Raw genomic sequence first — 13605 nt, forward strand, 5'->3', positions numbered from 1 at the left:
AGACCGTAGACCGTAGACCCGAAGGCTACTTTTTACTGTTTAGAATTTTCTGAATTCTTGGGTTAATCGCTTTGCCGTGTTGGCTTTCGTACTCTTCACGTTTTAAATCGTTCAGGTTCTTTACGGAGTTAGCAGCAAGAAGGAACTGCGGTAATTCAGTTTCTAGCATGCCTTTCTCATCTAAACGTTTTGCTTCCAAATAGTACTTCTTAAACAGGCCATCAAGCTTGTTTTCCGCGGTGCGTTTCAAGTCGTACAGCTTGTTTTGGATAAGCCATTTTTCAATGTTGTTAACAGCTGTGCGTGACAACACGCGAATGCGGCTATCAAGCAGCTCTTCTTCTGTTAATGAATCCTTTAGAATCCAAAGCTCACCCATTTGCGGCGGCCAACTGTTGCCTAGTTGAATACGCTCATGACAATGCATTAGCACGCGATTAAGGCCGTCTGAGTCTACAGAGTGCGCAAACTCAAGAAACTTTCCGCTTGGCTCACTACCGTATTGGTATTCCCACTGAGTTTCGTACACGCTCAAGAAAGAACCGAAAACATGGATACACCAATCGGTCAGCTCCAACTCAGCGGGATCTTGGTCAACAACAGGCACTTGTTGAGACGAACCCGTGCTAGCAGCATTGGGTGTCGCTACTTCAGTGCTCTGTGCTTCAATAACCTCAGGTACTACAGAGCCTGTAGAGTCAGGAACAACAGGTGAAGCTGGCTCAGAAGGTTGGCTTTTTGCCTTTTTGAATGAGCTGCTGCCTGAAGCGTTCAGATGGGCTAAGCTTTTGTCTATACCCATTTCCTTGAGCTTGTCCTGCATTTCCTGAATATTGAGAGGTCTTCTGCTGTTGTTGTCTTTCATTTTGCTTCTCGTTAACTAGCCAGTACTGCAGCTTGGATTCAATCCGAGATAGTGGCATTAATTCATTGGCTTTGGCTTTATACCAGAGGACAAATTTCTTCCATACTAAACTATGGTCGCCGGTCAAACCGGAGAATTTAAACGCACGTTCTGCCCATGATGGTATCTCTTCTTCGTTGAGATCATGAGTAGATACGGTGTTGCTGTTCATTGAGCCTCGGCCTTGTGGGCGAGGGGCATGCTGCATGTGTTGCATCGGTGCCGGAGCATGCTGAAACTTGGGTGCAGGTGCAGGTGCAGGTGCAGGTGCCGTAGAGTAGACAGGAATACTGTTGGTCGGTTGAACCTCAACGTGCGCCGTAGCTTGCTCTTGCTCAATGAGCATTTTGAAAACGTGAATCTCTTTTTGATCTCGATAATCTACTTTTATCTTATCGAGAAAACCTTGGTCGACTAAACACTTAAGGCAGTCGGCTAAACCAAACGTAGAGAGAGCACAAAGTTGACCTGCTGTTTGTAAGCACACATTGGTGTAGCCGAATTCGTCAGCACCGTCTGCAAGCATCAATAAAACAAGCTTTTCTGCTGGGCTAGAAGTATTCACTTGCCAAGCTAAATAAGAATATTTGGCGCTCAATATCGTGTTCTCAAAAAAGGTAAGTCGTTGTCACTATTGTAAGTCACCCCTTACCTAATTTATAGCAACTTAGTAGAAAACGGCATTAGTAAGCCAAATATTAACCATAAGGAGAGGTCTGCACCAAAAAGTAAGCCTACACTCATTCATTCTAGGTCAGAAGGTGGCTGAAGATGGGGTTTACGGCCGTCTTTTTCGGGGCCGATTCTGCACCAAGGCTTAAAATAACGTGGTCTATTAACGTTAAGCATGAGCTTCTAATCTTTCGTGTTGTCTTCATGAAAGCGCCTATCTTCCCTCTCTAGTGACTGTTGATGATTTCTTTATCTACTTATTGACCTATTTATCCATCCATTCATAAGTTGTATTTAATTTATAAAACACCTTGATGTGATCAATATTTGCGCTATTATGACGATAAGTCAGAAATGACGAAGCGTCACAAAATGGTTAACTACATGAATTTACTATTCGTGTTAATATATTGGATAGGAGCGTTTTAAATACTGGCGAAGCTTAGATGATAGCTAAGCTCAAATACGGACTGAGAAATTATGTTTGGCTTTGGTTGTAAAGGCGATAAACAAGGTATCTTTGGTTGCAAAGGCGTGTTGTCTAAAAAGCAGCAGTCTATCGCAGACCGAGAAGTAGAATTGATGTTGTTAGCAAAAGATCTGGTTCGAGAACAAGGGTTCGGAAACCTCACGATGGATAGGCTAACGGCAGCAAGTTCTTATTCTAAAGGTACGATATACAATCACTTTTGCAGCAAAGAAGACGTGGTTTTAGCCTTGTGTATTCACTCTTTAAAGACCGAGGCATTGATGTTTGCTCGTTCTGGAGAGTTTGAAGGCAACACACGTGAAAAGATTGTCGCACTGCACGTTGCTTACCGAATCTATGCTCGCATGGAACCGGTATTATCAACCTGTGCGATCATGGCGAAAAGCCCGTGGGTACTAGAGAAAGCGTCTAGTGCACGTGTAACCGAGATGAATGAACTGGAAGAGTTGGTGATTGAACAAGCCGATTCAATGGTAAACCGAGCAGTAGAAGCCGGTGACCTTAAGTTCTCTTCTGGTGTGGGTTCAGATGCCATCGTGTTTGCTAACTGGTCAATCGCATTTGGTTCAAATGCCTTGTCTCAGAACGCATCAAACAGTCATTGTATCAAGCGGTTACAAGACCCGTATTCAGTATTACATAACGCGAACATGCTACTAGACGGCCTAAATTGGCAGCCCCTTTCTAGCGATTGGGATTACCGCAAAACCTGGCGCCGTGTAGAACAAGAACTGTTCAGTGAAGAAGTCGCTTACCTAGAGTCAGTAGGTCGATAATCTTCCATTAAGCCCACTCGTGTGGGTTTATTAATAACCATTAGTGACGATTCGTCATAAACTTAAGTTTGCCTAGTGTGGTTTTGGTTTTCTTGAGTGTATGACTAAGAATTGTGTCTTTTGTCAGCTCCGGCTGGCTTTTTAAGACACAACTATGACGAATCGTCACAAATGGAGACTGTGATGGAACATGACAGCCAGAAGCCCAATTTAGCTAATAGCTCAGATTTAATGAGTAACCCTGATTCAACTAGTCAATCGTCCAACTCAGGTCAACAGGCTCATAATCTAGATAACAGTTGGCACTCAATACCGACCAAGCGTTCGTTTATCGTTTTGCTGGTGGTGTTTTCAATCATCATTCTCTCTGCATTAGGGGCGAAGAACCTCTACTTTAGAGGGGACTACAACATTTTCTTTGAAGGCACCAACAAACAGTTGATGGCGTTTGACGAGATCCAAACTACCTTTGCAAAAACCGACAACCTCGCGATTGTCGTCGCGCCTGAAGATGGCAATGTCTTCACCCCAGAAACCCTCACATTAATTCAAAACCTCACGGTTGACGCGTGGCAGATCCCGTACTCAAGCCGTGTCGATTCGCTGGCTAATTATCAGCATACCGAAGCGGTTGAAGACGACCTCTTGGTCGAAGACCTGCTGTATGAAGAATACGAGCACACGCCCGAGCGAATCGCCAAAGTAAAACAGATCGCCCTCAACGAGCCACTGCTTAAAAACGCATTAGTGTCAGCCTCTGGTGACGTGACCATTGTTAACGTGACGGTGCAATTGCCCGAAGTGGATAAAACCGCCGAAGTGCAAGAAGTGATCGCGGCTATCAATACTATGATCGCCAAGTACCAAGCCGATTACCCGAGCGTCGAGTTCCACAAAGCGGGCATCATTGCCATGAACAACGCCTTTATGATGTCGGCTCAAGAAGACAGCTCAACGCTCGTGCCGTTAATGCTGTTGGTGGTGTTGGTGTTCCTGACCTTTATGTTGCGCTCGTTCTTTAGTGTGGTGGCTACCTTAGTTGTGATTATCTCTTCGATTGTCGCCACCATGGGTTTGTCTGGCTGGGCAGGGATGTTCCTCAGCACCGCAACGGTCAACGTTCCAACCTTAGTACTAACCCTTGCCGTTGCTGATTGTGTTCACGTGATTGTGACCATGAGACAAGCGATGCAACGCGGGACGGAGAAAGCACAAGCCATTCAATACAGCATCAAGCTCAATGCGATGCCGATTCTAATTACCTCAGTGACCACTGCGATCGGCTTCTTGATGATGAACATGTCGGACTCTCCAGTGCTGCGTGATTTCGGTAACTTGTCGGCACTAGGCGTACTTATCGCATGTTTCCTATCTGTAACTATGTTGCCTGCATTGTTAAAACTGCTGCCAGTTAAACGTCTATCTGCCAATCCTAAGGCGGCAGACAAAGTCACCTTTATGGATAAGCTCGGTGATTTTGTCGTTGCTAACCGCAAAGCACTGCTGCCTGTTTCAACTCTTGTGATTGTCGGTGCTGCTGCGTTAATTCCATTGAACAAAGTGAATGATGAATCGGTGAAGTATTTCGATACCTCAAGCGAATTCAGACAAGCAGCCGACTTCATGGAACAGACCGTAAGTGGTATGACGACCATCAGTATTGCGGTCAAAACTAACGAATCTCAAGCGATTGCTGATCCTGTGTTCTTGCAAGCGATTGGTGACTTTACTGAGTGGCTACGCGTTCAACCAGAAACCGACCATGTGGCAACGCTTTCTGATGTTTACATGCGTTTGAATAAGAACATGCACGGTGATGACGACAGCTACTATCAACTGCCACTTAACCGTGAACTTGCCGCGCAATACTTATTACTTTATGAGATGTCTCTGCCTTATGGTTTGGACTTGAATAACCAAATCAACGTCGATAAATCATCGATCAAAATGGTACTCACCGTCGACAACTTAGGCAGCGTGGAATTGGTGGAACTCGAAGAGCGTATCTACTCGTGGTTTGCAGCCAATGCACCTCAATATGAAGTAGTCGCGTCGAGCCCATCTCTGATGTTTGCTCACATTGGCGAAACCAACATGGCGAGCATGCTATCGACTCTGCCAATCACCTTAGTGCTTATCTCTGGCCTGATGATCTTCGCACTGCGCTCGGTTCGCTTGGGTGTGATCAGTTTAGTGCCAAACATTGCCCCGGCGATTATCGGCTTTGGCTTATGGGCGTTGATCTCTGGTGAAATCAACCTTGGCCTGTCAGTCGTGGTCACGCTTACATTGGGTATCGTTGTCGATGATGCAGTGCATTTCTTAAGTAAATACCAACGCGCCAGAATGGAAGGGAAATCAGCAGAAGAAGCCGTTCGTTACGCCTTCCACACTGTTGGCCGCGCACTCTGGATCACCACGGTTGTGCTAGTGGCTGGCTTCTCTGTACTGGCGATGTCGAGCTTTAGACTCAATTCCGACATGGGCTTACTCAGCGCGATTGTGATTTTCATTGCGCTGGTGGTCGACTTCATCTTGCTACCAAGCTTGCTGATGATCTTCGACAAACAGACTCACTATGCAGATAAACCTCAGCACGAATCAAAGCCTGACACCAAGCCACAGCCTAGCTCGACTGGCGAACTGTCTACTTCGACTAAATAAAGAATCGTCAGCCTGCTGCGGCGGGCTGACTCAAGGAGATATTTATGAAAAGCGTTAAACAAACATTCGTTGCCACATTATTTACCGTCAGCTCATTAACCGTCAGCACGTTAACAATAGGCACATTCGCAGCTTTCCCAGCATTAGCAGACCCTGCGAAAGGCCTAGAGATTGCCGAGCAACGTAAAACCGTTGATATGGGGTGGGGTGATTCTGTCGCAACCATGGAAATGCTACTTCGCAACAAACAAGGCGAAAGCAGCACACGCCTAATGCGATTGAAATCGTTAGAAGTGGATGACGATGGTGACAAAGGGCTGACGATTTTTGATGAGCCTCGCGACGTAAAAGGCACGGCTTTCTTGAACCATTCACACATCTCTAAATCGGATGACCAATGGTTGTATCTGCCTGCATTGAAACGTGTAAAACGCATCTCTTCACGCAACAAATCGGGCCCGTTTATGGGCAGTGAGTTTGCTTACGAAGACTTGAGCTCGTTCGAGTTAGGAAAGTATACCTTTAACTACATTGAAGACGCCAAAATCGAAGGCGTCGATACCTTTGTTTTGGAGCAGGTTCCGACCGACAAAAATTCCGGCTACACCATGCAAAAGGTATGGCTAGACCAACAATATTACCGCCCCGTTCAGGTTGAGTTTTACGACCGTAAAGGCGCATTGCTGAAAACCCTTTCGTTCCAAGACTACAAACAATACCTAAACCAATACTGGCGCGCACACACCATGTCGATGCAAAACCATCAAACAGGCAAAAGCACCGTTTTAACCACGACAGATTTAGCGTTCCAGACCGGTCTTAAGGACAAGGATTTTCAAAAAAACACACTTAAACGTGCAAAGTAAGGCAAGAATATGAAAAGGATTGTGTTAACAGGAACGCAGTTATCTTTAACCTTGGCGGCGACAGTTGGGCTAATGCAAGTGTCGTTGCCATGTGTGGCGGCAGGTTTTAGCTCTGAGTTCGTAGAACAGGTCACCCCAGAACTCGCAGGGCAGGTTTACCTCGAACACAGGCAGTTCTTTAGCAACGGCTTGCAAGGGCAAGATAAAGGGCAAAGCTCACTGGTGTTGCAACCAGAGTTTTATTGGGAGCAACAAGAGGGCAACGGCAGCTTTACCTTCACCCCGTTTTATCGCCTAGACAGCGAAGACGATGAGCGTACCCATGGTGACGTTCGTGAAGCTCTGTATCTCAATTATTGGGACGATTACGAACTGCGCGCAGGTGTTGGCAAGGTGTTCTGGGGTGTCACTGAATCGGCGCACTTGGTGGATGTGGTAAACCAAACCGATGCCATTGAATCGGTCGATGGTGAATCTAAGTTGGGTCAGCCTATGGTGCACTTTACCTCAATCAAAGACTGGGGAACCATTGATGCCATGTTACTGCCGTATTTTCGTGAGCGTACCTTTGCAGGGGAAGACGGTCGATTAAGGTCGACTGTACCTGTATCGGACGATGCGCTTTACGAATCTTCGAGAGAAGAAAAGCACGTTGATGTAGCGCTGCGCTATAGCCAAATGTACGGCGATTGGGATGTCGGTTTAAGCTATTTAGGCGGCACAAATCGCGACCCTTATTATCGTGTAGAGGGCAATGAACTCAAGCCGTATTACGCGCAAATGCAGCACTTCGGATTGGATGTGCAAGGCATTATTGGCGATTGGTTGTGGAAGCTGGAAAGCATTTATCGCGACAGCTACGACAACCACACAGGCGTCGCGACAGGCTTTGAATACACATGGGTTGGGGCGCTTGAATCGTATTGGGACATCGGCTTCATTGCTGAATACCTGTATGACAGCCGAGGTAACAACGCTCAAACCATCGGTCAAAACGATGTGTTCCTTGGTGCCCGTTTCGCCTTGAACGATGAAGACGGCACCGAAGTGCTTACAGGCATCACTCAAGACTTAGATAACAGCGATGTCTACAGTGCAAAGCTCGAAGCCTCAAGCCGCATCAATAACAACCTCAAGTGGCGACTCAACGCTTGGTTGTTTGAGAACGAAACTCCAGAAGACTTGTTGTTCTTCGCTCGTAAGGATGATTTTGTTGAGATGGCGTTGGAATATTATTTCTAGTGTTAGCTTCGTGAGGCGCTCTTGTTAAAAGGGGCGTCTCAAATTTAAGATGAGTTATATTTAGAGTGTTCAATATCTTCTTTTTATAAAATGGATCAAACAATCTAATAGACCCACAGGTAAGATGGTTATATTTTTTCGAATATCTATAACCTCCGAATATGCATGTAAATCGTGCTGGTGGTATCGGCCTTAAGGGATTTATGAATTCATTTAATTGGGATAAAAACTTTGAAACAGGCATTGGTGTTGTAGATGAACAGCATCAATATCTTGTTGGTTTTATCAACCACTACGGAAACCTGTTGTCAGAGAATACTATCTCTATTGACGACATTAACGTCGCTTTACTCGATCTCACACGCTATGCCGAATTTCACTTTAAAGAGGAAGAATCTTTGATGAGGGATTGCGGTGTGTATGAGTTACACATTGAAGAGCACATCAAAGTGCATCGTGTATTCATGCGAGATATCTACAGTATGCAAGCCTTCATCTTGGAAGAAGATCAGTCGTCAGCACGGCAGTTACTGGATTTCTTGATCCATTGGCTTGCTTATCACATCCTTGGCATTGATCAAAACATGGCGCGACAAATGGCCGCAATAGAAGAGGGCGCAACACCCCTAGAAGCCTTTGAGGCAGAAGAAAAGCAGCGAGACTCGTCAACCCTCCCTTTATTAGCCGCTCTGAAAGGCTTATTTGAACAAGTCTCTGAACGCAATAAGCAGTTGTTACGCTTCAACCAGTTACTCGAAGATAAAGTTGAGGAACGCACGGCTGAATTAAAAAGAGCGAACAAGAGACTTGAAGAGCTGTCATTAACCGACTCTCTCACTAATTTGCATAACCGTCGTAGTGCTTTTAAACAGTTAGCGCTGCATTGGCAAGACTCTAAAGAACTTGGCATGCCTTTAGTGTGCATTATGATTGATGCCGACCACTTCAAGCGCATTAATGACACTAGCGGTCATGATGCAGGCGACTTGGTGCTAAAAACCCTCTCGCGTGAACTGAAAAACACGTTCCGTAATGATGATATTGTTTGCCGGTTAGGTGGCGATGAGTTCTTGGTTATCTGCCCAGACACCGACCTTAAAGGTGGGATGTACATAGCGGAAACCGCTCGACAGAAAGTGTCTGAATTAGAGGTTGAAACCAGTAATCAAGTTTGGATTGGCAGCATTAGTGTTGGTGTCGCTGAAATAACCGAAGAATTCGGCTCAATGAACGATTTGATTAAAGCCGCCGATGAGTCCGTCTATTTAGCGAAAAACGCGGGGAAGAACAGCGTTTGTTCGATTCAGATTTAGCGTTCAGGTCATTTCCAAATTAAGGAGTGGAACCTGTAATTGTTCCACTTCTTCCTATTCCTCATTAATATCCTGTTAAATTTGCCGTGTTTTTAGTCAATAACTAGCTCTTTTAGCGATTCAATTTGGCATTGGTAGCGTGTTTGATTACTATGTGTAGCTATCTAAAAAAACTAATCATCCGATACGGACACTACCAACTGGTAGATGAGGAAATGATGCAACATCTAGAAGAGATCATTGCTAATGCAACGACTGCTATTGATACAGCAGATTCGTTAGTCGCACTTGATGAAGTGCGAGTTCAGTATTTAGGTAAGAAGGGTGAACTAACTCTTCAACTACAAAGCCTAGGTAAACTTCCACCTGAAGAGCGTCGCACTGCTGGTCAAGAGATCAACAAAGCGAAAGGTGCTGTTCAACAAGCGATCGCAGCTCGCAAAGACGCACTACAACGTGCAGAGCTTGAAGCGAAACTAGCTGAAGAAACTATCGATGTGAGCCTACCAGGTCGTCGCATTGAGAACGGTGGTCTTCACCCAGTTACTCGCACAGTTGAGCGTATCGAACAGTTCTTTGGTGAGCTTGGCTTTAGCACTGAGTCTGGCCCTGAGATCGAAGATGCATTCCACAACTTTGATGCACTAAACATCGCAGACGATCACCCAGCTCGTACTGATCACGATACTTTCTTCTTCAACCCTGATCTAATGCTACGTACGCACACTTCTGGTGTTCAAATCCGTACGATGGAAAACGGCAAACCGCCATTTCGCTTCATTGCTCCGGGTCGTGTTTACCGTAACGACTACGATCAAACTCACACGCCAATGTTCCACCAAGTGGAAGGTATGTTAGTTGATGAGAACGTAAACTTCGCACAACTTAAAGGCATTCTTAACGATTTCCTTTGTAACTTCTTTGAAGAAGAAGTTGAAGTGCGTTTCCGTCCTTCATTCTTCCCGTTCACAGAGCCTTCAGCTGAAGTTGACGTGAAACGTAAAGATGGCAAATGGCTAGAAGTTCTAGGCTGTGGCATGGTTCACCCTAACGTACTTCGCTCTGTTGGCATCGACCCTGAGAAATACTCTGGTTTTGCATTCGGTATGGGTGTAGAGCGTCTAACGATGCTTCGTTACGGCGTAAATGACCTTCGTGCGTTCTTCGAGAACGACCTTCGTTTCCTTAAACAATTCAAGTAATCCGGGGCAGTCAAAACTATGAAATTCAGTGAATCTTGGCTACGCAAGTGGGTTAAACCTGCAATTAACAGCGAAGAGCTAGCTCACCAAATCACTATGGCTGGTTTGGAAGTTGACGATGTAGAACCTGTTGCTGGTGAATTCACCGGCGTTAAAGTAGGTAAAGTGGTTGAGTGCGGTCAGCACCCAGACGCAGACAAACTACAAGTAACTAAAATTGATATCGGCGAAGAAGAACTTTTAGACATCGTATGTGGTGCATCTAACTGTCGTCTTGGCCTAACTGTAGCAGTAGCAACAGTTGGTGCAGTACTTCCTGGTGACTTCAAAATCAAGAAAGCAAAACTACGTGGCGTTCCATCGCACGGCATGCTTTGTTCTTTCTCTGAGCTAGGTATCGACGTAGAGTCTGACGGCATCCTTGAGCTGCCAGAAGGCACAACACTAGGTATGGACGTACGTGAGCTTCTTGAGCTTAACGACGTAACTATCGACGTAGACCTAACAGCAAACCGCGCAGACTGCTTCAGCATCCGTGGCCTTGCTCGTGAAGTTGGCGTACTAAACCGCGCAGACGTTACAGAGCCAACAGTTGAAGCTGTTGCAACAAGCATTGAAGACACAGTATCTGTTGAAATCAAAGCAACTGATGCTTGTCCACGTTACCTTGGCCGTGTGGTTAAGAACGTAAACGTGAAAGCGGAATCTCCAATCTGGATGCAAGAAAAACTGCGCCGTTGTGGTATCCGTTCAATCGACCCAGTTGTAGACATCACAAACTACGTGATGCTAGAGCAAGGCCAACCAATGCACGCATTCGATCTAGCTAAGATCGAAGGCGGTATCGTGGTTCGTCTAGCAGAGCAGGGCGAAAAGCTAACACTTCTAGATGGCAACGAAGCTGAACTAAACAGCAACACACTTGTTATCGCTGACCACAACAAAGCACTAGCAATCGCTGGTATCTTTGGCGGTCAAGATTCAGGTGTTACTACTGAAACGACTGACGTTCTTCTTGAAGCTGCATTCTTCGCACCGGATCATATCCGTGGTCGCGCACGTGCTTACGGCCTTCACACAGATTCTTCTCTACGTTTCGAACGTGGTGTTGATTCAACGCTACAAGCAGCAGCAATGGAGCGTGCAACACAGCTTCTAGTTGAAATCTGTGGTGGTGAAGTTGCTCCAGTAAACGGCAGCGAATCTGAAGCTGATCTTCCTAAAGCAAACGTAGTTGCTCTACGTCGCGCTAAGCTAGACAGCCTATTAGGTCACGAAATCCCATCTACAGACGTAGTGGAAATTCTTACTCGCCTAGGTTGTGAAGTTGAAAGCACTGATGCTGGTTGGACGGCAACGTCTCCATCTTGGCGTTTTGATATCGCAATCGAGCAAGACCTAATTGAAGAAGTAGGTCGTATCTACGGTTACGATAACATTCCAAACCAAGCGCCTAAAGCGGCACTTAAAATGAATGACCACAAAGAAGCTAACCAACCGCTTAAGCGCGTTCGTGACCTTCTTGTAGACCGTGGCTACCACGAAGCAATCACATACAGCTTCGTAGAACCAGAACAGCAAAAACTTGTTGTACCTGGTGTTGAGCCGCTAATCCTGCCATTCCCAATCTCTGCGGACATGTCAGCAATGCGTCTTGGCCTAATCCAAGGTCTTCTAAACACAGTTGTTCACAACCAGAAGCGTCAACAGTCTCGCGTTCGTCTATTCGAATCAGGCCTACGTTTCATCCCTGAAGCAACTGCTGAAAACGGCATGCGCCAAGAAATGATGCTTGCGGGCGTTATCTCTGGTACTCGTGGCGAAGAGCACTGGGACATTGCAACTAACACTGTAGATTTCTTCGATCTTAAAGGTGACCTAGAAGCAGTTCTTGAGCTTTCTGCAAACGAAATCGCATACAGCTTCAAAGCAGCGAAGCACCCAGCACTTCACCCAGGTCAAACTGCGGCTATCGTAGTAGACGCTGGTTTAGAAACAGAAAGGGAAGTGGGTATCATTGGTACTGTTCACCCAGAACTAGAGCGTAAGTTTGGTCTTAACGGCCGCACTATCGTATTCGAAATCGAATGGGCTGCTATCAATACTCGCGTGCTTCCAGAAGCAGTAGCCGTATCTAAGTTCCCTGCAAACCGTCGTGATATCGCCGTTGTTGTTGATGAAGCAGTCGCTTCTGGCGACATCGTAGAAGCGTGTATCGCAGCGGGTGGCGAATTCCTAACAGGCGCTAAACTGTTCGACGTATACGTTGGTCAAGGCGTTGAAGAAGGTAAGAAGAGCCTAGCTATCGCACTTAGCCTACAGTCTGTAGAGCGCACACTTGAAGATGCAGACATCGCTGGTTCAGTAGATGCTATCGTAGCTTCAATCTCAGAGAAATTCGGCGCAGCACTTCGCGACTAATCTCTTCTGATAGATAGAAAAACCAAAGGCCTCGCATTGCGAGGCCTTTTTGTTTTTGTTGGGTAAGGATTAACGTGCCAATTCATAATTGGATATAAGTGAGTTTAGCTTTATGGAGTGAATCTACCCGCCGGATTATTTTTAGTATCCTTAAACGCAATCAGATACCGCTCATCGCTGTGCCTGAGATGGAAGAAATAGACATAAATTCATTACTACAAGTCGAACATTGCCAGTCAATACGCCTTTGTACTTTGCGTCCTTTGCGTCCTTATGTTTAATGCAACCGATATGCCTATAAGCTCTCTCACTTTTGAGAGAGTTAATCAGAAGTATCACGAAATAATTAAAACTATATTTTTCCTGAGTTTGGGTGAGGCTTATCGATTGAAGCAGCAGAATTTTGTTTCAAAAGTGTGAGAATATCCAAAGAGTGGGACAAGGGAAAGCACACACCAAAAGAATGTAGGAGGCTGATTAAGATGTTCAAAAAGCTCGAACTGTCGTCGCCTGCGGAGTGGGTTGGGTTTAATATGAAAAGAGGTCAGTTCTAGTTGTCAACAGATCATCTAGTCAGTTCTCAAGAAGTGCTCACGGGAATAGCATTACTTTACATTCAAGCTGATGTCGACGTGGAAGTATTGACAAAATTACTGGTTGTGAGTTGGCTGTTTAAAATATTAGATTAGTTCCTTGATCATATGTAAGCAAATATACCAATCAGACTCCTGCTAGGAGCCTGTCGATTAATTTATTTCTGGTAAAGCATTTATTAGCTTGGGTATTTGAGTAAAAGGCCCTCCCTCCCAACCACTATCTGGGGGACATAATTTTTCTGCATTTTTTAAAGCTGTAGATATTTTAGGTAAAAAGTCACGAGGTTGTAAATTACAATATGAAAAACCACTAACATGCTGTTTTAGTTTAACCTTGAGGAAACTTTCTTGTTGTTTGGGGTGTTCTTTCGCATTTGACTTTATAAGTAGCTTCTCGTCATCGTCGAGGCTTGAAATGTCTAGGTAATGAAGTAACAGCCAAACTGATCCGCACCAGCA

10 protein-coding genes are annotated in these 13605 nt (G+C 45.4%); 7 read left to right on the forward strand and 3 right to left on the reverse strand.

Annotated features, from left to right (window positions below; genetic code table 11):
• Nucleotides 1–25: 25 nt before the first annotated feature.
• Nucleotides 26–802 (reverse strand): hypothetical protein, encoded by a 777-nt coding sequence (locus tag AB4589_RS18890; RefSeq protein WP_009847007.1) that lies wholly within the window; start codon nucleotides 800–802, stop codon nucleotides 26–28.
• Nucleotides 723–1502 (reverse strand): hypothetical protein, encoded by a 780-nt coding sequence (locus tag AB4589_RS18895; RefSeq protein ID WP_372101491.1) that lies wholly within the window; start codon nucleotides 1500–1502, stop codon nucleotides 723–725. The genes AB4589_RS18890 and AB4589_RS18895 overlap by 80 nt, the downstream gene beginning before the upstream one ends.
• Nucleotides 1503–2056: 554 nt before the next feature.
• On the opposite strand from AB4589_RS18895, the gene AB4589_RS18900 reads away from it, so the two are divergent.
• The 7 genes from AB4589_RS18900 (at nucleotide 2057) to pheT (ending at nucleotide 12550) form a co-directional block, all read left to right on the forward strand.
• A complete protein-coding gene (locus tag AB4589_RS18900; protein WP_009847004.1) occupies nucleotides 2057–2842 on the forward strand; it encodes a TetR/AcrR family transcriptional regulator in 786 nt (261 codons plus the stop codon).
• Between the two features lie 120 nt (nucleotides 2843–2962).
• On the forward strand, nucleotides 2963–5506 hold the full coding sequence (locus AB4589_RS18905; RefSeq protein ID WP_372101493.1) for an RND family transporter: 2544 nt from the start codon (nucleotides 2963–2965) through the stop codon (nucleotides 5504–5506).
• A 44-nt stretch (nucleotides 5507–5550) separates the two neighbouring features.
• Nucleotides 5551–6372, forward strand: coding sequence for an outer membrane lipoprotein-sorting protein (locus AB4589_RS18910; RefSeq protein ID WP_372101495.1), 822 nt, complete (start codon nucleotides 5551–5553; stop codon nucleotides 6370–6372).
• Between the two features lie 9 nt (nucleotides 6373–6381).
• Nucleotides 6382–7614: a hypothetical protein gene (locus AB4589_RS18915; RefSeq protein ID WP_372101497.1), complete on the forward strand. Its 1233-nt coding sequence runs from the start codon at nucleotides 6382–6384 to the stop codon at nucleotides 7612–7614.
• A 203-nt stretch (nucleotides 7615–7817) separates the two neighbouring features.
• Entirely contained in the window at nucleotides 7818–8927 is a 1110-nt protein-coding gene (locus AB4589_RS18920; protein WP_372049397.1) for a GGDEF domain-containing protein, read from the forward strand.
• Nucleotides 8928–9145: 218 nt separating this feature from the next.
• The gene (gene pheS, locus AB4589_RS18925) at nucleotides 9146–10129 is read left to right on the forward strand and encodes a phenylalanine--tRNA ligase subunit alpha (RefSeq protein ID WP_004734764.1); all 984 of its coding nucleotides are present in this window, start codon (nucleotides 9146–9148) and stop codon (nucleotides 10127–10129) included.
• A gap of 18 nt (nucleotides 10130–10147) precedes the next feature.
• Nucleotides 10148–12550 carry a phenylalanine--tRNA ligase subunit beta gene (gene pheT / locus AB4589_RS18930; protein ID WP_372101500.1) on the forward strand — a complete coding sequence of 801 codons (2403 nt, stop codon included), beginning with the start codon at nucleotides 10148–10150 and terminating at the stop codon, nucleotides 12548–12550.
• A 746-nt stretch (nucleotides 12551–13296) separates the two neighbouring features.
• Here pheT and AB4589_RS18935 read toward each other — a convergent pair.
• Nucleotides 13297–13605 (reverse strand): hypothetical protein (locus tag AB4589_RS18935; RefSeq protein ID WP_372101501.1); only part of this gene is annotated, 309 nt, incomplete at its 5' end.

The sequence above is a fragment of the Vibrio sp. 10N.222.49.A3 genome (assembly GCF_041475145.1).
GTDB classification, from domain to species: domain Bacteria; phylum Pseudomonadota; class Gammaproteobacteria; order Enterobacterales; family Vibrionaceae; genus Vibrio; species Vibrio tasmaniensis_A.

Bases quoted from the DNA above. Each gene is read 5' to 3' on its own strand.
- AB4589_RS18890 (WP_009847007.1), bottom strand. From the start codon at position 802: ATGGGTATAGACAAAAGCTTAGCCCATCTGAACGCTTCAGGCAGCAGC.
- AB4589_RS18900 (WP_009847004.1), top strand. From the start codon at position 2,057: ATGTTTGGCTTTGGTTGTAAAGGCGATAAACAAGGTATCTTTGGTTGC.
- AB4589_RS18910 (WP_372101495.1), top strand. From the start codon at position 5,551: ATGAAAAGCGTTAAACAAACATTCGTTGCCACATTATTTACCGTCAGC.
- AB4589_RS18915 (WP_372101497.1), top strand. From the start codon at position 6,382: ATGAAAAGGATTGTGTTAACAGGAACGCAGTTATCTTTAACCTTGGCG.
- AB4589_RS18920 (WP_372049397.1), top strand. From the start codon at position 7,818: ATGAATTCATTTAATTGGGATAAAAACTTTGAAACAGGCATTGGTGTT.
- pheS (WP_004734764.1), top strand. From the start codon at position 9,146: ATGCAACATCTAGAAGAGATCATTGCTAATGCAACGACTGCTATTGAT.
- pheT (WP_372101500.1), top strand. From the start codon at position 10,148: ATGAAATTCAGTGAATCTTGGCTACGCAAGTGGGTTAAACCTGCAATT.